The 19,036-nt window shown below is 74.8% G+C and carries 16 protein-coding genes; 7 read left to right on the top strand and 9 right to left on the bottom strand.

From position 1 onward, the window contains the following. Positions 1 to 149: 149 nt before the first annotated feature. The 3 genes from DDW44_RS31145 (at position 150) to DDW44_RS31135 (ending at position 4,792) form a co-directional block, all read left to right on the top strand. Positions 150 to 1,418 (top strand): aldehyde dehydrogenase family protein, encoded by a 1,269-nt coding sequence (locus tag DDW44_RS31145; RefSeq protein WP_108908631.1) that lies wholly within the window; start codon positions 150 to 152, stop codon positions 1,416 to 1,418. A 282-nt stretch (positions 1,419 to 1,700) separates the two neighbouring features. Further along, a complete protein-coding gene (locus DDW44_RS31140) occupies positions 1,701 to 3,410 on the top strand; it encodes a thiamine pyrophosphate-binding protein (protein WP_108908630.1) in 1,710 nt (569 codons plus the stop codon). Beyond that, entirely contained in the window at positions 3,407 to 4,792 is a 1,386-nt protein-coding gene (locus DDW44_RS31135) for a class I adenylate-forming enzyme family protein (RefSeq protein WP_108908629.1), read from the top strand. Before DDW44_RS31140 ends, DDW44_RS31135 begins: the two co-directional genes overlap by 4 nt. Before the next feature lie 189 nt (positions 4,793 to 4,981). Here DDW44_RS31135 and DDW44_RS31130 read toward each other — a convergent pair whose 3' ends face one another. The 9 genes from DDW44_RS31130 to DDW44_RS31090 form a co-directional block, all read right to left on the bottom strand. Beyond that, positions 4,982 to 5,317: a hypothetical protein gene (locus tag DDW44_RS31130; protein WP_017949506.1), complete on the bottom strand. Its 336-nt coding sequence runs from the start codon at positions 5,315 to 5,317 to the stop codon at positions 4,982 to 4,984. A gap of 112 nt (positions 5,318 to 5,429) precedes the next feature. After that, positions 5,430 to 7,253, bottom strand: a complete 1,824-nt coding sequence (locus DDW44_RS31125; RefSeq protein ID WP_108908628.1) for an NAD(P)H-dependent oxidoreductase — start codon at positions 7,251 to 7,253, stop codon at positions 5,430 to 5,432. 3 nt (positions 7,254 to 7,256) lie between these two features. Next, entirely contained in the window at positions 7,257 to 8,696 is a 1,440-nt protein-coding gene (locus DDW44_RS31120) for a dihydroorotase (RefSeq protein ID WP_108908627.1), read from the bottom strand. Beyond that, positions 8,684 to 9,784 carry an acyl-CoA dehydrogenase family protein gene (locus DDW44_RS31115; RefSeq protein WP_108908626.1) on the bottom strand — a complete coding sequence of 367 codons (1,101 nt, stop codon included), beginning with the start codon at positions 9,782 to 9,784 and terminating at the stop codon, positions 8,684 to 8,686. Before DDW44_RS31115 ends, DDW44_RS31120 begins: the two co-directional genes overlap by 13 nt. Beyond that, positions 9,781 to 10,842 carry a PrpF domain-containing protein gene (locus DDW44_RS31110; protein WP_027735045.1) on the bottom strand — a complete coding sequence of 354 codons (1,062 nt, stop codon included), beginning with the start codon at positions 10,840 to 10,842 and terminating at the stop codon, positions 9,781 to 9,783. The genes DDW44_RS31115 and DDW44_RS31110 overlap by 4 nt, the downstream gene beginning before the upstream one ends. Continuing rightward, positions 10,839 to 12,701: an asparagine synthase (glutamine-hydrolyzing) gene (gene asnB / locus DDW44_RS31105; RefSeq protein ID WP_108908625.1), complete on the bottom strand. Its 1,863-nt coding sequence runs from the start codon at positions 12,699 to 12,701 to the stop codon at positions 10,839 to 10,841. The genes DDW44_RS31110 and asnB overlap by 4 nt, the downstream gene beginning before the upstream one ends. A gap of 31 nt (positions 12,702 to 12,732) precedes the next feature. After that, complete coding sequence (locus tag DDW44_RS31100; RefSeq protein WP_108908624.1) at positions 12,733 to 13,677, bottom strand: PLP-dependent cysteine synthase family protein; 945 nt, start codon at positions 13,675 to 13,677, stop codon at positions 12,733 to 12,735. Between the two features lie 37 nt (positions 13,678 to 13,714). Beyond that, entirely contained in the window at positions 13,715 to 14,515 is an 801-nt protein-coding gene (locus DDW44_RS31095) for an HpcH/HpaI aldolase family protein (RefSeq protein ID WP_108908623.1), read from the bottom strand. After that, complete coding sequence (locus DDW44_RS31090) at positions 14,512 to 15,372, bottom strand: TauD/TfdA dioxygenase family protein (protein ID WP_108908622.1); 861 nt, start codon at positions 15,370 to 15,372, stop codon at positions 14,512 to 14,514. The genes DDW44_RS31095 and DDW44_RS31090 overlap by 4 nt, the downstream gene beginning before the upstream one ends. A 433-nt stretch (positions 15,373 to 15,805) precedes the next feature. Here DDW44_RS31090 and DDW44_RS31085 point away from each other — a divergent pair, with 433 nt between their 5' ends. The 4 genes from DDW44_RS31085 (at position 15,806) to DDW44_RS31070 (ending at position 18,988) form a co-directional block, all read left to right on the top strand. Next, positions 15,806 to 16,012: a tautomerase family protein gene (locus DDW44_RS31085; RefSeq protein ID WP_017949515.1), complete on the top strand. Its 207-nt coding sequence runs from the start codon at positions 15,806 to 15,808 to the stop codon at positions 16,010 to 16,012. Continuing rightward, a complete protein-coding gene (locus tag DDW44_RS31080) occupies positions 16,009 to 17,271 on the top strand; it encodes an MFS transporter (protein WP_027735039.1) in 1,263 nt (420 codons plus the stop codon). The genes DDW44_RS31085 and DDW44_RS31080 overlap by 4 nt, the downstream gene beginning before the upstream one ends. Before the next feature lie 90 nt (positions 17,272 to 17,361). Further along, positions 17,362 to 18,573: a methionine adenosyltransferase gene (gene metK, locus DDW44_RS31075; protein ID WP_108908621.1), complete on the top strand. Its 1,212-nt coding sequence runs from the start codon at positions 17,362 to 17,364 to the stop codon at positions 18,571 to 18,573. Between the two features lie 28 nt (positions 18,574 to 18,601). Further along, complete coding sequence (locus DDW44_RS31070) at positions 18,602 to 18,988, top strand: hypothetical protein (RefSeq protein WP_108908620.1); 387 nt, start codon at positions 18,602 to 18,604, stop codon at positions 18,986 to 18,988. Positions 18,989 to 19,036: the final 48 nt, after the last annotated feature.

Raw genomic sequence — 19,036 nt, 5'->3', positions numbered from 1 at the left:
AATGCTGACCGGGTCCGGCCCCCTCCGAGGAGAGAGCGGGTCCGACCTCTTCCGAGGAGAGCACGAACCGAGATGCGCCCCGTGCCGTAGCGGGAGACGCTTTCCGACCGGGCTCGAACGTCACGGGCGGGTGCAAGGGGGTTACGCGCATGCAGAGCGGCATCATGGAGGCGACGCACGAAGCGGCGTTCCCGCAGGCATCCGCCGGTGGGTCGGTCCCCGCGCCGAGGTCCCGTCCCCTGGTGGGCGCGCTGGTCCCGGGACTCGTCGACGCGGTCCTGCGGCACCGGGACGAATTGCTCTCCGCCCTCACCCGCGTCGCCACCGCACGGGCCGCCACCGACGAGCTCTTCCGCTCGCTTCGCGCCCTCTCCGGCGCCCCGTGGGAGATTCTGCGCAATTCCCCGCGGCGCCTCGGACGGCTTGCGACGTTTCTGCCGTCGAACAACCTGCTGTACTCCTACGTCCTGTTCGGCGTGATTCCCTCGCTCTACACCGAAGAGGTCCGAATCCGGCCCTCCGCGCGGGTCGCGCCCGCCGCCATGGCCGTACACGAGATCCTCGAACCGCACCTGCGCGGCCTCGGCGGCGGCCGGATCGTCATGGCGCCCGTCTCGCAGCGGGAGTTCCTCGCCCACTGCGCTCGCTCCGACGCCGTCGTCTTCACCGGGCAGCCCGACAACGGCGAGGCCGTCGCCGCCCACCTGCCCGGTGACGCACTGCTCCTCGCCTTCGGCTCCGGGCCCAATCCGCTGGTCGTCGGCCCCCGGGCCGACCCCGGCGCCGTCTGCCGCACCGTGCTCGACGCCCGGTTGTACAACTCGGGCCAGGACTGCCTGTGCACCGATGTCGTCTTCGTCCACCGCTCGCTCGTCGGCGAGCTCCTGCCGCGGCTCGCCGACGCGCTCACCGCCGTCCCCGTCGGCGACCGCCGCGACCCCGGCACCCTGGTGGCGCCGCTGGTGTACCCCGACGCGGTGGAGGGCGCGGCCGGATTCCTCGCCGGGCACCGCGAGTTCACCGTCTGCGGCGGCCGTGTCGACCCGGCGCGGCGGATCGTGGAACCCACCCTGGTCCACCTGCCGTGGCAGGACGCCTTCCATCCGCCGGAGTTCTTCTCCCCGGTCGTTCTCACCGTGGAGTACGACTCGCCCGGGCAGATCACCCGCTGGCTGCACTCCCGCGAGGAGACCGCCCGGGGCATGTACGTCTCGGTCTTCGGGGAGCCGGCCCTCGCCGGGTCGGCGCGGATCGCGACCAGCGTGGTCTGCGAGGAGCGCATCACCTTCGACGCGGAGGACGGCAACCGCCCGTTCGGCGGCTACGGCCCCCGGGCCGGCCATGTGCGCCGTCACGGCACGGCCGCGGGCCGCCCCCTGCTGCTGTCCGCCGAAGCCGGCGCCGGGGCCGTGTCGTGAAGGCCGTCCCGGGCCCGCCGGCCGCCCGCGGCCGCGCTCTCGGCGACCCGCCCGTGCCGCCCGCCACCGGAGCCCTCCGCCCGGTCGCCGTCCCGCGCGTGCGCCCCCGCCTTCGCTTCCGTTCTCCTTCAGGTCCCCGCCTCCGCTTCCGTCCCCTCCCAGGCCCTCGCCTCCGCCTCCGTTCCCTGCCCGGCCCCCCTCTCCGCCTCCGTCCCCTCCCAGACCCCGTGTCCTTCGAGGTCCCCGCCTCCATCCCCACGATCCCGCCGAGGAGCAGCAGCCGTGAACGTGACCGATGAGGCCCACCCTTGGCACGTCGCCGCCGGGACACTCGCCGACGCCGGATGCGACGCCGTGTTCGGGCTGCCCTCCGACGAGCCGGGGCTGATGGACGCGGCACGTGACGTGCCCGGGCTGAAAGTCGTCGGGGTGCGGGACCAGCGGGCGGGGGCCTGCGCGGCGATCGGGCACGCGGCCGTCTCCGGCCGGCCCGCGGTACTCGCCGTCACCTCGGGACCGAGCTTCGCCAACGCGCTCACCGGCCTGCTGGAGGCGTCGTCCCTCGGCGCCCCGGTCGTCGTCGTCACCACCCGCGTGCCCGCCCTCGGTATCGGCCGCGGCGGCTTCCAGCACACCGACCAGGCGGCCATGGCCCGGCCGCTGACCAAGTGGGACTTCCTCGTGGAGGACCCGCGGCAGCTGACCTGGGCGCTGCGCAGGGCCGTCCACCTCGCGGTCAACGGCGGCCCGGGCGTGGTCCTGGTGGAGGTCGCCGACGAGGTGCTGCGCGCCCCGGCGCCCGAGCGGCGGCCCGCCCCACCCGTGCGGCGCCTGCGCTTCGCCGCCGAGACCGGCGAGGTCCGCCGGGCCGCGGGGCTTCTCGCGGGTGCCCGCCTGCCGGTCGTCGTCGCCGGCGGCGGCTGCAAGCCCGCGGGCGCCGGGCCCGCCGTGCGGCACCTGGCCGAGCTGCTGGGCGCGCCCGTCTTCACCACCGCCGCCGGGCGCGGTGTCCTCGACGAGGAACACCCCCTCGCCTGCGGCCTGGTGGGCCTGTACACCACGCCTCCGGCGGACGGGCTGCTCGCCGACGCGGACGTGGTGCTGGCGATCGGCTCACGCCTGGAGGAGACGGCCCGCATGGGCTGGGACGGCCTCCGGGACAAGACGCTCGTACACGTCGACGTCGACCCCGCCGCGTTCCTCACCGCCCTGGAGCCGGAGGCCGCCCTGCTCGGCGACGCCGCGGTGGTGGCCGGCCAGCTCGCCGCCGCGCTGGAGGCGGAGCCACCGGCCGGGACGGCGGCCGGCGTCGCCCGGCTGGGACGGGTGACGGCCGTCCGCCGGGAGGCGCGTGACCGCCGCACCCCTGCCGCCGCCGACGGCCCGGACCTGACCGTGGCCGCCGCGCTGCGGCTGCTGCAGGAGTCGGTGACACGCGACGCCACCCTCGTCCAGGAGAACGGGCTGCACGACATGTGGGGTTACCACTGCCCCGTGGTGTCCGTCAGCGAACGGGCCCGGGTCGTCACCCCGGGCGAGCAGACCATGGTCGGCTTCGGTCTCCCGGCGGCCGTCGGCGCGGCGCTCGCGGACCGGTCCCGGCGCACCGTCCTCGTGTGCGGTGACGGCGCCTTCGAGATGGGGCTGGCCGCGCTGCCCACCGCGGCGGAACTGGGGCTCGGACTGACCGTCCTGGTGCTGGACAACCGCGGATACGGCTGGCCCCGTTTCGTACGCGCCGAGGAGGGCGCGGCCGACGGGCTCACCCGCTTCACCGCGCCCGCGCACACCGACGCCGCCGTCCGCGCGCTCGGCGGGCGCACCGCGTACTGCACCACCGCCGCCGAGCTCGCCGCCGCCCTCGACGACGCGGCCGAAGCCCACGCCGACGGCCGTACGACCGTCATCACGGTCCCGGTCCGGGACGACGACGTCCCCGTCGGCGTACGCCGCGTGTTCGCGGCGTCCGCGCCCGCCGGGGCCGCCGCATGACACCCCGCCCGGGGGCACTCCGGCTGCCGCGCCTGACCGTCGACGGCGAACGCGTCCCGCGCGCGCACCTGGCGCGGCTGGTGGCCCGTACCACCCGGGAACTCGCCGCGGCCGGGGCGGGCCCCGGGCGCGCCGCCGCCCTCGCCTGCGACCATCCGCTGACCGCCGTCGTCGCCGTCCTCGCCGCCGAGGCCGCCGGCGCACCGCTGCTGCTCGACGGCCCGGCCCCGGCCCGGCGCATCGCCCCCGCGGCCCTCGTCCACGCCGGCCGCTCCGGGGATCCCGTCGTGGCGGGCGCGACGGCCCGGCCGCTGGACGTCCCCGAGGAGACCGCCGCCGTCTTCTGGACCTCCGGCAGCTCCGGCGATCCCAAGGCCGTCGCCGTGCCCACCGCGGCCCTCGCCCACCAGGGCGGCGCGACCGCCGCGCGGATGTGCGTCACCGCCGACGACCGGCTGCTGCTCCCGCTCCCGCTGCGCCACGCCTACGGGCACAGCGTCCTGGGGGTGTGGCGCGCCACCGGCGCGCACCTGTACGCCGAGTCGGGGTTCCGGCTGCGCGGCCTGCTGTCCCGGCTCGCGGCCGAGGGCATCACCTCGCTGGACGGCGTGCCCACCATGTACCGGGTGCTCGCCGCCGAGGCCGCCAAGGACCCCGGAGCGGCCCGTCTGCTGCGGGCCCTGCGCGTCCGCGGCTGCGGCGGCGACGTTCTCACCCCCGCCCTGTACGACGACTTCCTCGCGGCCACCGGGGCGCCCCTGCACGACGGCTACGGGCTCAGCGAGGCCGGACCGAACGTCGCTCTCTCCGCCCCGGAGGTCCTGCGGCCGGGCACCGTCGGGCGCCTTCTCGACGGCGTCCGGGTCCGCCTCGCCGGTCCCGACCGCGAGATCCAGGTCGACAGCCCGAGTCTGATGCTCGGTTACCTCGACCCTGCCACGGGCGCTCTCGACCGCGGCGCGTTCACCCCCGACGGCTGGCTGCGCACCGGCGACACCGGCGCGGTGACGGCCGACGGGTGGCTCACCGTCGGCGGTCGCGTCAAGGAGGTCCTCGTGGTCCACGGCGAGACCGTCGCCCCCACCGTCGTCGAGGACGCCGTCCGTGCGGCGGACGGTGTCGTGGACGCGGCCGTCGTCGGTGTCCGCCGCGGCGACCGCGGCGACCGCGGCGACTCGGTGTGGGCGTTCGTGGAGAGCCCCGAAGCCGACCGGGCGACGGTGGCCGTCCGGGTCACCGAGGCCTGCCGGCGCCGCCTGCCCCCGCACGCGCGCCCGCGCTCCGTCCGCGTGGTCGCCGCGCTGCCGCGTACCGGCAGTGGCAAGTTCGACCGGGTACGGCTGCGGGCCTGGGCCTCCGACGCGACGGCTGCCGCGGCATGACGCCGCACACCGCGCCAGGGCCCGCCGGTCACGCCTACGCCCTCCGCGGCACCGGCGTGGCGTAGGCGCGGCCCGGAGGCGTCCGGCGGGTGTCTGCGCACTTCGGCGGAGCGGACGGCGGAGTTGCCGTAGGCCGCGGTGTCTCCGGCGACTCCGGTGCCTCCGAAGGCACCCGCGTGTTCCGGACTGCTACGGCACGACGCGGCCGGGCCGCCGCGCGTCGACCGTGACGGCCCGGTCCAGGAGCCCGGCCACGGCCACCGGTTCGAAGTTCACGGCGCTGGACCAGCCGCCGGCGGTCAGCCTGAACCAGACGGAGCTGGTGATCACGCCGTCCCGGTGCTGGTCCTCGACCACCTCGTCGCCCGGCGACCAGCCTTCGGACTCGTACGAGACGGAGGCGTCGGGCTGGACCAGCCGGATCACCGGGCTGTCCAGAGACGGCCCGGACCGGATGTTGGCGTCACGCCACACGGGCCCCAGCCGGGCGGTCAGGGCGTGGTACTCCGGGGACGGTGCGGACACGGCTCTCTCACTCTCCCCGCGCCTGTCGCGCGGTGGTTGACGTTCGCGGGAACCACGGGCCCCGTGGCCGCGGGGCTCAGCGGGCTCAGCGGGCTCAGCGGGCTCAGGGTGCTCAGGCGACGGCGCCCAGGGCCTCCGGCAGGACGGCGCCCCGCGCCCTGCCCAGCCAGACCACCTGGCCGACCATCTCGACCAGTCGCGCGGCGTCGGGCGCCGCCTCCACAGCGCCGGGGACGGGCTCCTCCGGTGCCTGCGCGACGGCCACGCCCACGGGTGTCGGCCATCCGCGCAGGGCGTGCCCGATGGTGCGCAGCGTGGCCAGCGTCGAGACCGCGCCCTGCACGGCCGAGCCCACCGCGACCGTGCCGATCGCGCGTCCCTCCAGGTACGGCACCGGGCCTTCGATGTCGTTGACGTAGTCGAGGGCGTTCTTCAGCAACCCCGAGACGGTGGAGTGGTACGTCGGCGACACGAGGATCACGCCGTCGGCCCGGCGCAGTGCGCCGAGGAAGTCCGCGACGGCCGCGTGGGTCCCGGCGAGCCCCGGCCGGTACGCCGGGAAGTCGATCTCGGCGCCGGTGAAGACGCGTGCGGAGGCGCCCTGTTCGGCGCAGCGATGGGCGCACCACGCCGCCACCCGGTCCGAGGTGGATCCCGCGCGCAGCGATCCGCTGATCACGACGATGCGTGGTGCTCCCATGGTGCTGTCCTCTCCGGCGGTACGGACGGTGCTCGGCGGGGCCGGTGCGGTGGCCTGCTGCCGGCGGGGCCCCGGCCGCCAGGCGAGGACATCGGCGAGTTCCGCGTCCTTGCGTCCGGCGGACCTCATGCGGGCGTTGCGCCGCTCCTCACCGGCGCGGTCCGCGCCCTGGTCGAGTGCGCCCTGGCGGCGGGAGGCGAGCACCACGGCCGCGGCCCGGTCCACGCGCTCGCGGGCGTAGGCGGCGAGGGCGGCCGGGATTTCGGTGTGCGAGCAGAGCGCGTCGGCCAGCACGGCCGCGTCCTCGAGCGCCATGTTGGCGCCCTGGCCGAGGGCCGGGACCATCGGGTGCGCGGCGTCGCCGAGGAGCGCCACGCGGCCGTCCACCCAGCGGGGGGAGGGGTCGCGGTCGTGGATGTCGGTGACCACGACGTCCTCCGGGTCGGCGTCGCGCACCAGGTCGACCACGGGCGGGTACCAGCCCTCCAGGGCGGCGAGGAGGGCGTGCCGGGCGCCCGCCGCGCCCATGGCGGGCCACACCCCTTCCGGTGCCGTGATCTTGGCGGTCCAGTACAGGGTGTCCCCGCCGACGGGGGCGATGAACAGCTGGATTCCGCGGCCGTTGACGACGTGGCCGCGCTGCCCCAGGACGGATCCGGTGGTGCGGCCGCGTACCGAGGTGTAGCCGCGGTACTGCGGCGGCCCGTCCCCCAGCATGCGCGCGCGCACCGCCGAGTGGATGCCGTCGGCGCCGACGAGCGCGTCGCAGTCGACGGTGGTCCCGTCGGACAGTTCCACGGCGACGTGTCCGGGGCGCACGGTGTAGGTCTCGACGGGTGTCGCCAGGCGGACGGCCGCGCCCGCGGTCAGCGCCTCGTCGAGCAGCGCCCGGTGGAGGGCGGAGCGCAGCACCGGGATCGGCGGGTCGCCCGGGGTGCCCGCCGCGGCCCCGAGCGGCTCCTCGGCGAGCACCGTTCCCTCCGCGTCCATCAGCACCCGGACCTCGCCGGGGCGGGTGACGTGCCCGACGGCCCGGATCCGGGCCCCGATGCGCTCCCCCAGGGCGTCGGCGGCCCGCATCCCGTTGGGCTGGATCATGAGCCCGGAGCCTCCGGCGCCGATCTGCCCCGCCCGTTCGACGACGGTGACGTCGATGCCTCGCGCGGCCATGCCGGCAGCCGCCGCGAGCCCCCCGACACCACCGCCCGCCACCACCACGGACCATCTTCTGACCATGCGTCACCCCTCCCCGGCGGCCGGTGCCGCCCCGTTCGTCGTGTCCACCGGGTCCGCGGCCGGCAGCAGGCGGCCGTCGTAGGCGCCGAAGGTCCCCGAGGCGGCGTCCCACACGGTCCGGCCCGCGCGCAGGGTGCGCTCGACGCGCCCGGTGAACGTCCATCCCTCGTAGGCGGACCAGCCGCACTTGCTCTCCACGTCGTGCGCCGAGAGCATCCAGGGCGTGTCGGGCGCGAAGACGACCAGGTCGGCGTCGGCGCCCGGCGCGATCCGGCCCTTGCCGGGCAGCCGGAACAGCTCGGCCGGCCGCTGCGACAGGTGGCGGGCCAGACGGGTCGCGGCGGTGTCGGGATCCTCGTCGGGCCGGCGGCGGCGCATCCCCGTCCAGACGGCGACGGCCAGTTCCTGCACACCGGGCAGTCCCGGCGGCGACCCGGCGACGGTGCCGGTCTTCTCGGCGACGGTGTGCGGGGCGTGGTCGCTGCCCAGCGTGGTGAGCTGACCGTCCACCAGCGCGCGCCACAGCCGGTCCTGGTCCGCCCGTCCGCGGATCGACGGCGACAGCCGGGTCCGGGCGCCCAGTCGGCGGGTGTCGTCGTCGGTGAACGACAGGTGGTGGCCGGTGACCTCGAAGGTGACGGGGTACCCGGCCGCCTGCGCGGCGCACACCAGGTCGGCCTCCTCGGCGCTCGACAGGTGCAGGATGTGGGCGCGTGTGCCGTACCGGCGCACCAGTTCGACGACCTTGGCGACGGCGACGATGCCGCCGGTGCGCGGGCGGCGCCGCTCGTACTCCAGATAGCTGCCCGGCTCCCCCCACCAGGCGTCCAGCAGCGCGAACAGCCCGTCGTCCTCGGCGTGCAGGACGAGCTGCACCCCGCCCTCGGCCGCCGCGGCGAACGCCTTCTCCAGCGCCGCCGGGTCGCGGACGACGGTGGGGGCCGTGTGGTGGCCCGCCATGAAGACCTTGGCGCTGGTCGCCACCGACGCGTCGAGGTCCGCCAGCAGTTCGGGCCGGGCGGGGTCGAGCCCGATGTGGAAGCGCATGTCCACCAGCGAGCGGCCCGCCACCTGGCGGGCCTTGGCGAGGAGGGTCTCCGGGGCGAGCGTGGGCGGCACCGTGTTCGGCATGTCCATCACCGTGGTGACGCCCCCGCGGACCGCCGCCCGGCTGCCGTGCTCCCAGTCCTCCTTGTGTGTCAGGCCGGGTGTGCGGAAGTGCACATGGGAGTCGACGAGCCCGGGCAGCACGTAGTGGTCGCCCGCGTCGAGGCGCCCGGCCGACGCGGGTGCCGTGTCGGTGTCCGTGATCGCGGTGATCCGCCCGCCGGAGATGAGCAGATGGCCCCGGCGCACCCCCTGCGGCGTCACCAGCCTGCGGCCGCTGACGACGAGGTCGGGCACGGGGGTCGCGAGGTCGGGCACGGAGGTCAGCCGGTCCACGACGCCGCCAGCAGGTCCCGGCACAGGTCGTTGGTCGGACCCATGAACGCGATGCCGCGCGCGTCGGACAGCAGCCGCCCGATCCGGTCGCCGGCGCGGTACCCGGCCGAGCCCAGCATCCGGGCGGCGTCCAGGCAGATCTCCTCGGCGGCCACGCTCGCGTGCAGCTTGCTGTGCAGGGTGGCCGCACCCGGGTCGGCCGAGGCGCGCGCGCCGGCCCGTTCCACGACGGCCCGCGCGGCCTCCAGCCGCGTCGCCAGCTCCACGAGCCGATGCCGCACGGTGGGCAGGTCCAGCAGGCCGTGCCCGCGCGCGTGGCGGACGGCCAGGTCGAACGCGGCCCGGGCGATGCCCACGGACACCGCTCCGAGACTGGCCCCGGACTCCCGGACGCCCGCGATGACCGCGGCCGCCCCGCCTTCGGGCCCGAGGCGGTCCCGGTCCGGTACGAGGCAGCCGTCGAGGGCGACCAGGCCGGTCGCCGAACCCCGCATGCCAGCGAGGTCCGGGCCGAGGTCCGGGACGAGTCCGGGGTTGCCGGACTCGACGAGGAAGAAGGTCTGGCCGTCCGCCCCGTACCCCTCGCCGGTCGCGGCGGGCCGTGCCGTCTGCACCAGCACCAGGTACAGGTCGGCGACCCCGGCGCCGGTCGCGAAGGTCTTCGCCCCGTCCAGGCGCCAGCGGCCGTCCGCGAGGCGCCCGCCGGTGCTGGCCAGGTTCCGCTTCGCCGCCCCCGCCCCCTGCTCGCTCCACGCGGAGGCGGCCAGCCAGGTGCCGTCGGCCAGCCGCGGCAGCAGCCGTCCCCGCTGCTCCTCGCTGCCCCACTCGGCGATCCGGGCGCTCACGGCGAAGTGCTGGAAGGCGATGATCGCCATCGACGGGTCGAGGGTGGCGAGCTCCTCGACGACGCGGTTGACCGCCACCGCGTCCCCGCCCGCGCCGCCGTGGCGGGCCGGAACGGCCGTACCCAGCAGGCCGCTCGCACGCAGCGCCGCCAGCGCCGCGGGGTCGGGCTCGCCGGCCGCGTCGGACTTCTCGACGGAATCGGACAGCCGGGCACGCAGCTCGGCCGTCAGCAGCGGTCTCATGCCGCCCCCGACAGCGCCAGGCACTTGGCGACCTCCTCGAATTGCAGATGACTCAGGGGTGCCAGGACGAACGAGCCCTGGAAGGTGACGCGTTTGCGGGCGACGGTCGCCCACAGCAGGGCGCCCTCGCCGCCGGCCGTCCCGGGGGCAGCGGTGACCGCGGTGACCGCGGTCCGTCCGCCGGGGGTGAAGACGTCGACCGGTCCGTCGCCGGCGCCGTGCTCGCGGGCGACCCGCCACGGCACCGTGCCGGGGATCCGTGCCGCCGAGCCCAGGCAGACGACGCCGGTCAGCGCGATCGACGGGTGCCATCCGGACACGGTCACGGCGCGTACCGCGATCCCGCCGCGTTCGGCCGGCAGCACCGCCGCGATCTTGGGAAAGGCCCCGGCACGCGGCCAGCCGAGCCGGTCGGCGGCGGCCCCGCGGATCCCTTCCAGCCGGTCGAGCAGCTGCTGCCCGGCGGCGAACAGCGCGGCCTGGTCGGGCACGCCGAGCGTCCTCGCGTCCACGAAGGCATAGGCGTTGGCGCTGGCGACGAGCGAGACCTCGGCCCGTTCCCCGCCGCTGCCGAGCACGGTGCGCGGCCGCCCGGCGGGCAGCAGGTCCGGGAAGGGGACGGGGGCCGGATGGACGAAGGTGACGGTGAAACCGGCCTCGTCGCGCTCGATCCGGTCGGCCTCGCACACCACGCTGTCCCCGTTGTTGCGGACGTGGACGCGGATCCGTGCGCCCGGCACCAGGCGCGGCAGCATGCCCGAGCGGGACGCGGCCACCACCGCCGCCAGGATCGAGTGCCCGCACGAGCCGCGGGTGTCGAACCGGTCCGGCGCGCCGGGCAGTGCCTGCACGAAGCGGTAGTCCAGGTCGAACATCGGGTGCGCGGACGGCTCGACCAGCGCGAACTTCAGCACGTGGGCGCCCCCGGCGGAGACCAGGTAGCGGCGGGCCTCCGCGAGATGGGCCAGCAGTGCCTCCTCGTCGCGCGGCAGCCGTCCGGCGTCCAGCACGAAAGTGGGGCAGGGGCTGCCCGCCGCGTACGCCAGGTGGCCGATCACGCCGCCACCGCCAGCGGTCTGGCCCCGCCCGCAGGCGTCTCGGCCGAGCCGGGGCGCCCCGCGGTGTGCCGGAACTGCCCTTCCCACACCTCGTGCACGAGCAGCGCCCACAGCGCCATCGCGGCGGTGTCGTCGGGCCGTTCGGCCTGCGAGGCGAAGAGGGCGTCCACGGCCTGCCCGTCCAGCCGCCCCGCGGCGGCGATCCGGCCGGGCGCCAGGAGGTCGCGCGCGTACTCCCACAGGGTGCTGCCGGGCCGCAGCATCGCCGTCACCGGCAGGGTGAACGGCTGCTTGGGGCGGGACAGCACCCGGTCGGGCAGCAGTCCGGCGGCGGCGGCGTAGAGGGTCCGCTTGACCCGGCCGTCCCGGATGCGCTGGTGGTCGCGGAGCGATCGGCCGAGTGCGACGACCGACCGCTGGCAGAACGGCAGCCGCGCCTCCACCGAGGAGGCCATGCTCAAGTGGTCGACACGGCGCAGGTGGTAGGCGGGCAGCCGGTTCTCCAGCTCGAAGCGGGTGATGCGGTCCAGCACGGTGCCGGGGCCGTGCAGCAGGTCCTCCCGCACCGCCTCGGGCAGCGCCGGGTCCTCGCGGACATGGGCCCGGTAGGCGTCGGTGTACAGGCTCGTCCGCAGGGCGGCAGGGGCGGCGGACAGCGCGTCCAGGTAGGCCGCCGACCAGTCGGCTCCGGCCGCCGCGCGCTCGGCCGCGCGCCGCATCCGCTCGTACCCGCCGAACACCTCGTCGGCGGCGTCGCCGGTGAGCGCCACCGTGAAGCCGGCGTCCCGGACCGCCCGGAACAGGGCGTACGTACTCAGGGCGATGGGGTCGGCGTTCGGCTGGCCCAGGTGCCAGACGGTCTCTTCCAGCAGGGCCGGGAAGGCGGCCGGGTCGATCTCCACCTGGTGGTGGACCGCCCGGGCGCGCTCGGCGACCTCGCGGGCGAAGTGCCGCTCGTCGAACGGCCAGGTGCCCCGGTAGGCGATGTTGAAGGTGTGCACCGGGCCGTGCTCGGCCGCGAGCGCCGTGACCAGGCCGGAGTCCAGACCGCCGGAGGTGATCAGGGCGACGGGCACGTCCGCCACCAGCAGCCGGCCGACCTCGGAGCGCAGTGCGCGCCGTACCCGCCGCGCCGCGGTGCCCTCGTCGCCGGCCTCCGCGGTGCCCCCGTCGCCGGCCGGCGCGGGGGCGTCGGCCGGCCGCCGCCGCACGCGCGGGGCGCCACCCAGCTCGCACACCCAGGTGGTGCCCGGCTGGAGCACCTCCACGTCCTCGTACACCGTCCGCGTACCGAACGGGGTGCGGGTGGCCAGATACGCGTCCAGGCCCGACTCCCGCACCCGGCCGCCGACTCCGCCGAATCCCAGCAGCGCGGGCAGCTCCGAGGAGAAGCGCAGGGAGCGGCACGCCGCGTCCCACCGGAGGTACAGCGGCTTCATCCCCAGGTGGTCGGTGGCCAGCAGGAGCCGGGGCACCTCGCCGCGCGCGTCCAGCAGCGCCAGCGCGTACATGCCGTCGAGGTGCTCGGTGAACTCCTCGCCGTACTCCAGGTAGAGCGCGGGCAGCACCGACCCGTCGCAGCGGTCCGGGACCGAGTGCCCGAGCGACTCGAGGCGCCGGCGCAGCTCCTCGTGGTTGTAGATCTCGCCGTTGAACACCACCTGCACCGGCCCGCCGCGCCCGTACGGCTGGTCACCGCCGTCCAGGTCGACGACGGCGAGGCGGTTGTTGCCCAGGCCCCACCCGGGAGCCCGGGACACGCCCGTCGCATCCGGACCGCCGTGCCGCTGGAGGGCCGCGACGGTCCGCATCTCGTGCGGTGTCGCCACCGCGTTGAAGTAGCCGAAGATCCGGCACATCTCTGCCTGCTTTCGGTGAGGCGACGACGGATCAGCGGGCCGTCGACAGATAGCGCTCCCCGCTGTCCGGGAAGACGGTGACGACCGTCGCGCCCGCCCAGCGCGGGTGCGCGGTGACGGCGCGGCTCGCCCAGGCGGCGGCGCCCGAGGAGGCTCCGACGGTCAGACCGGTGGCGCGCACGATCTCCCGGGTGGTGGCGGCGGCCGCCTCGTCCGGTACGGCGACGACCTCGTCCACCAGGGAGAGGTCGGTGATGTCCGAGACATAGCCGGCCCCGATGCCCGGGATGCCGTGCGGGCCGGCCTCGCCCCCGGACAGCACGGCCGATCGGGCCGGTTCGACCGCCACGACGTGCAGCGCGGTGCGCTCCTTCAGGTAGCGGGCCGTACCGGTCAGCGTGCCGCCGGTTCCCACTCCGCACACCAGCACGTCGACCCGGCCGGCCGTGGCCTCCCAGATCTCCGGTCCCGTGGTCTCGTAGTGCGCCGTGACGTTGGCGGGGTTGCGGTCCTGGTGCGGCACCCACGAGCCGGGCAGGGCGCGCTGGAGCTCCTCGGCGTACGCCCAGGCGGCCATCAGCCCGTCCTGGTGGGGTACGAGGTGGACCTCGGCCCCCAGCTCAGCCAGGAGCAGGCGCCGTTCCTCGCTGGCGTTGTCGGGCATCACGATGACGCACCGGTGGCCGCGGCGGGCGCACAGCGCGGCCAGCGAGATGCCGGTGCTGCCGGAGGAGCACTCGACGACCGTGCCCCCGGTGGCGGGGAGCTCTCCCGACGCCTCGGCGGCCCGCACCATGAACAGCGCGGCCCGGTCCTTCACGCTGGAGAGCGGATTGGCCATCTCCAGTTTGGCCAGCAGCCGCACCGATCCGGCGAGGCCCGGCAGGGGGACCTCCATCAGCGGCGTGCGCCCGACCAGGTCCTCCAGGGACCCGGCGGGCGGTGCCACGGCGGCCCGTACCGGCCGCGGGCTCATGTGTGTCGTCATGCCTCTCCTCCTCGTCCGGGGCCCGTCAGGCCGCGTCGAGGCACCTCGCCGCGGCCAGGTGCGCGGCGGCGGCCTGCTGAAGGTGCGTGATGTCGCTGGAGACGGTGGCGAAGGTGAAGCCCTGGGCGAGCCGCTTCGCGGCGCTCTCGCCGTCCATCACGTGGATGCCGCAGGCGATGCCGTGACGGCGGGCGGCGTCGGTGATCCGCTCCAGAGCGGCCGCCAGCGCGTCGGCGGCCGCCGGATCGCCGAACCAGCGCGCGCCGAGCGCGGCGGACAGGTCGGCGGGACCGACGTACACCGCGTCGATGCCCTCGGTCGCGCATATGGCCTCCAGGTCGTCCAGCGCGGCGGCCGTCTCGATCATCACGATGCAGGCGACCCGGTCGTCGATCTCGGCCGGTACGGAGCCCAGCCGCAGCTCGGCCCGGACGGGCCCGCCGAGGCTGCGGGTCCCCGCCGGGTGGTGCCGGCAGGCCCGTACCGCCGTCCGCGCCTGCTCGGCGCTCTCCACCATCGGGACGATGACGCCGCGTGCTCCGGTGTCGAGCGCGATCCCGATGGCGACCGGGTCCGGTGACGGCACCCGGATGACGCCCGCGGAGCGGCCGCGGGCGTCCACCGCCAGCATCGCCGCCTGCCACCCGGGCTGGTGCAGCACCCCGTGCTGGCCGTCCACCCCGATGTAGTCGTAGCCGAGTCCGGCGATCCGTTCGGTGGCGGCCGGGTTGTCCAGGGCGATCCAGTAGCCGACGAGGGGGTCCCGGCCGCGCAGCCGGGCGGCGAACGACACGGGGTCGCGGCGGGGGGAGGGGGCCGTGCTCACTCGCCCTCCTTGAGTGCGTAGCTGGTGCGCCCGTCGAGTCCGACGGGCACGTCGCCGGTGACGGACACCCGGTGCAGCACCCTCCGCCGGCGTCCGTAGTCGTTGACCGCGTAGTGCTGCGTGCTGCGGTTGTCGAAGATCAGGACGTCGCCGGGGCGCCAGCTCCAGCGGGCGGTGTTCTCGGGCCGACGCACATACCCCTGCAGCACGTCGATGATCGGCCGGGACTCGCGCGGCTCCAGGCCCACCAGCCACTGCGCGAAGCCGCCCAGGAAGAGGCTCGGCTCACCCGACTCCGGATGGACCCGCACCACCGGATGGGCGGCTTCGAACCGCCGGGCCAGGAACGCCGCCCTGACCTCCTCCCCGCGCTCGGTGCCCAGCCGCGGCTGCTCCGCGTGGTTGCTGTGCACGGCCCACAGCCGGTCGGCGATCCCGCGCAGCTCGGCGGGCAGATCCCGGTAGCCCGCGGCCGCGTTGGCGACCATCGTGTCCCCGCCGTACGGGGGCAGCACCACGCTGCGCAGGGTGGTCCCCAGCGACGGGGTGGTGGTGAAGCTGATGTCGGTGTGCCAGTGGTCGGCCCGCTGGTCCTCTCCGTCGACCGGGATGACCTGCGGGGTGCCGTCGACCGTCCGCATCATCGGGTGTGTCTGGGTGAGCGGCCCGAACCGGCCGGCGAAGGCGAGCTGGTGCTCGTCGGTGATCTCCTGGTCCCGGAAGAACAGGACCTTGTACTCCAGAAATGCCTCATGGATCTGGCGGAACACGGAATCCGGCAGCGCGGTGGAGAGGTCGACCCCCGTCACCTCCGCGCCTATCCTTCCGCCGATCCTGCGTATGTCGAAGAGCGACATCAGCATTCCTTCCGAACGTGTCGGGAACCCTGTGCTCCCGTGACGGGCGGGCCGCGCGGGCATCGGGGCGCGGTACGCCCTTCCCGCCACGGGAGAAGACCCCGGCATCGTCCGGACGGAGCCGGCCGGGCAGGACGGCGCCGATCACACCACGGGCCGGAAATCGGCGGCAACATGTCCCGTAATCGCAGGCCGACTTCACCAACTCGGCTCCGGTGGGTGACGGCGACGGCCGGAAAGAGCCGCCGGCTTGTCCAGGTCGATTCCACCGACACGGCTCCGCTGGGTGACGGCGACGCCCGGAAAAGCGCCGCCGACTTGTTCAAGTCGTTCCTCCTTCCCCGCACCCGCTTGCGGCCGCGCCGACGCCCCGGGGATTCTCGAGCCGCCGCGCCCGCGTCGTGAATCGGCTCTCGAGAGAAGGACCGCTGACATGCCGGTGATCACCGTCAACTGGTGGCAGGGCAATGACCGAGCCGCGCGAAGGGAGCTGGTGTCGGGCATCACCGACGTCGTCAGCCGGGTGTCCGGCTGCCCGGGCGAGGCCGTGACGGTCATCGTCCGGGACGTGGACCCCGGCCACTGGGGCAAGGGCGGCCATCTCGCCGACGAGACCCGCCTCCCCCGGAGCCGGCGATGAACGTGAGCTCCCTGCACCCGAACATCCGGCTGCGGATCGCCGTGGGCTTCGTCCAGCGGCTGCTGTCCATCATGCTCATGCCGCTGCTGGTCATCCATCTCGCGGTCCTGTACGGGCCCGCCGTCGCCGGTGTCCTGACGGTGGCGGTGGCGGCGGCGGGTATCGCCGCCAACTTCCTCGGCGGGCACCTCGCCGACGTCCACGGCCGCCGCCCGGTCATGGTGGCCGGCGAACTCGGCGCCACCGTCACCTTCGCCCTGCTCGCCCTCGCCAACTCGCCGTGGTGGACGTCCGGTGTCGCGACGTTCGTGCTGTTCCTGCTCAACACCTGCTTCTCGCAGATGGCCGCGCCCGCCGCCGACGCGATGATGGTCGACGTCTCCACCCCCGACAACCGGCCGCTCGTCTACACGATCAACTACTGGTCCATCAACCTGGCCTTCACCGTCGGGGCCCTGGTCGGCGGGTTCCTCTACGACGGCCACTTCCTCCACCTGCTGACCGGTGCGGCCGTACTGTGCCTGCTCACCACGGCCGTGGTGTGGCGCTGGATCAGCGAGACCGCTCCGCGCACCGGCGAGAGGCCGGCGGCCGGCCCCGGTGCGATGGTCCGCGGCTACCTGGCCGTCGCCCACGACCGGGTCTTCCTGCGCCTGATGGCCGCCGCCGCCCTCATCTCGGCCGTCGAGATGCAGATCGGCTACTACATCGCCGTGCGGCTCGCCGACGAGTTCTCCCCCCAGACGCTCGCCGCGGTCGGCTCCTGGAACCTCGAGGTCGACGGCGTGGCCATCCTCGGCGTCCTGCGTGCCGTCAACGCGGCGCTGGTCGTGGCCCTGGTGCTGGTCGCCAAGGCCCTGCTGGCCCGGGTCCCCGAGCGGGCCAGGCTGTACGGCGGCATCGCCGTCTTCACCGTCGGCTACATGACCTGGGCGGTCAGCAACACCGGCTGGGTCCTGATCGCCGCGGCCGTCGTGCTGACCGTCGGCGAGATCGCCAGCGTCCCGGTGCGCCAGGCGCTGCTGGCCGACCTGATCGACTCCGAGGCCCGCACGAAGTACATGGCGGCCTACGCGCTCAACGCCCGGGTCGGCCTGCTCGTCGCCGCGCTGTGCGTCACCCTCGGCGCGTTCGTGCCCGCTGTCGGAATGAGCCTGCTGTACGGGACGGCCGGCCTCGCCGCGATCCTGCTGTACCGGTCGCTGCTCGGCGTGCGTGCCGCCCGCGAGGCCGGGAAGCTTCCGGCTCCGGTGGCCTGAGGTGCCCAAGCGTCGCCGCATCCGCCGTCTTCCCGCCACTCGGTCAAGTCCGGTTGCGGACCGGCGGCGGCCGCGGATCTGATGCCTTCCATGACCAGACGCCTGTTCACCTCGGAGTCCGTGACCGAGGGCCATCCCGACAAGATCGCTGACCAGATCAGCGACACCATCCTCGATGCGTTGCTGCGGGAGGATCCGTCCTCCCGGGTCGCGGTCGAGACGCTGATCACCACCGGCCTGGTGCACGTCGCAGGCGAGGTGACGACCAAGGCGTGGGCGGACATTCCCACGCTGGTGCGCAACAGGATCCTCGAGATCGGCTACGACTCCTCGAAGAAGGGCTTCGACGGGGCTTCGTGCGGTGTCTCGGTGTCCATCGGTTCGCAGTCGCCGGACATCGCGCAGGGTGTGGACACGGCGTACGAGAACCGTGTCGAGGGCGATGACGACGAGCTGGACCGGCAGGGCGCGGGTGACCAGGGGCTGATGTTCGGGTACGCGTGCGACGAGACGCCCGAGTTGATGCCGCTGCCGATCCACTTGGCGCACCGGCTGTCCCGGCGGTTGTCGGAGGTGCGCAAGAACGGGACCATCCCGTATCTGCGTCCGGACGGCAAGACCCAGGTCACCATCGAGTACGACGGTGACAAGGCCGTCCGTCTGGACACGGTGGTGGTGTCCTCGCAGCATGCGTCGGACATCGATCTGGACTCGCTGCTGGCGCCGGATGTTCGCGAGTTCGTGGTGGAGCATGTGCTCGGGCAGCTCGTGGAGGACGGTATCAAGCTGGACACCGAGGGCTATCGGCTGCTGGTGAATCCGACCGGCCGGTTCGAGATCGGGGGTCCGATGGGTGATGCGGGCCTGACCGGCCGGAAGATCATCATCGATACCTATGGCGGGATGGCGCGCCATGGCGGTGGGGCGTTCTCGGGGAAGGATCCGTCGAAGGTGGACCGTTCGGCGGCGTATGCGATGCGCTGGGTCGCCAAGAACGTGGTGGCCGCGGGGCTGGCCTCGCGGTGCGAGGTCCAGGTCGCGTACGCGATCGGCAAGGCCGAGCCGGTGGGCCTGTTCGTCGAGACCTTCGGCACCGAGGAGACCCCTCTCGACCTCATCGAACGGGCCATCGGCGAGGTCTTCGACCTCCGCCCGGCGGCGATCATCCGCGATCTCGACCTGCTCCGCCCGATCTACGCCCGGACCGCCGCCTACGGCCACTTCGGCCGCGAGCTCCCCGACTTCACCTGGGAGCGCACCGACCGCGTCGACGCCCTGCGCGCCGCGGCCGGGCTGGACTGACCGTCACCCCACCCAGAGAGGAACCACCGTGTCAGCGACCACCGTCCGGCCCGAGACCGGATTCTTCCCCGAGCCCGCCGCCACCGACCGTGCCCGCCGCCGCGTCGAGGAGCTCATGGCGGACTTCCGCACCGGCGCGTGGCGTCCGACCCGGCTCGAAGGCCGTGTCGCCGGCCTGCTCCTCACCTCCACCGCCGGGGACGGCATGCTCACCCCCCGCCGCATACGGGCGGCGCTGTGGGAGGGGAGCCTGGCGATGACCCGGGACAACGACGGCCGCTTCGCCCGGGTCCTCGCCGACCTCCTGCCCGTCCTGGAGGACCCCCGGCTCGTCTCGCTCGACGTCGTCGACGCAGCCGGTGAACTCGTCGGCGCGGTCGCCTCCACCGCGGTCGCCTCCACCGCGGCCGCCTGACGCCCCGACGCGTACGTCCCGGCCGGGACGGCTCCCCAAACGGGACGT

The sequence above is a fragment of the Streptomyces tirandamycinicus genome (assembly GCF_003097515.1).
Lineage (GTDB): Bacteria > Actinomycetota > Actinomycetes > Streptomycetales > Streptomycetaceae > Streptomyces > Streptomyces tirandamycinicus.
Note: the sequence above shows the minus strand (reverse complement) of the source record. Positions and strands in the feature narration are given on the sequence as shown.

Excerpts from the sequence above, each read along its gene's own strand:
- DDW44_RS31085 (WP_017949515.1), top strand. The coding sequence starts at position 15,806 with ATGCCGGTGATCACCGTCAACTGGTGGCAGGGCAATGACCGAGCCGCG.
- DDW44_RS31145 (WP_108908631.1), top strand. The coding sequence starts at position 150 with ATGCAGAGCGGCATCATGGAGGCGACGCACGAAGCGGCGTTCCCGCAG.
- DDW44_RS31125 (WP_108908628.1), bottom strand. The coding sequence starts at position 7,253 with ATGGTCAGAAGATGGTCCGTGGTGGTGGCGGGCGGTGGTGTCGGGGGG.
- DDW44_RS31115 (WP_108908626.1), bottom strand. The coding sequence starts at position 9,784 with ATGAGACCGCTGCTGACGGCCGAGCTGCGTGCCCGGCTGTCCGATTCC.
- metK (WP_108908621.1), top strand. The coding sequence starts at position 17,362 with ATGACCAGACGCCTGTTCACCTCGGAGTCCGTGACCGAGGGCCATCCC.
- DDW44_RS31080 (WP_027735039.1), top strand. The coding sequence starts at position 16,009 with ATGAACGTGAGCTCCCTGCACCCGAACATCCGGCTGCGGATCGCCGTG.
- DDW44_RS31135 (WP_108908629.1), top strand. The coding sequence starts at position 3,407 with ATGACACCCCGCCCGGGGGCACTCCGGCTGCCGCGCCTGACCGTCGAC.
- asnB (WP_108908625.1), bottom strand. The coding sequence starts at position 12,701 with ATGTGCCGGATCTTCGGCTACTTCAACGCGGTGGCGACACCGCACGAG.
- DDW44_RS31090 (WP_108908622.1), bottom strand. The coding sequence starts at position 15,372 with ATGTCGCTCTTCGACATACGCAGGATCGGCGGAAGGATAGGCGCGGAG.
- DDW44_RS31100 (WP_108908624.1), bottom strand. The coding sequence starts at position 13,677 with ATGAGCCCGCGGCCGGTACGGGCCGCCGTGGCACCGCCCGCCGGGTCC.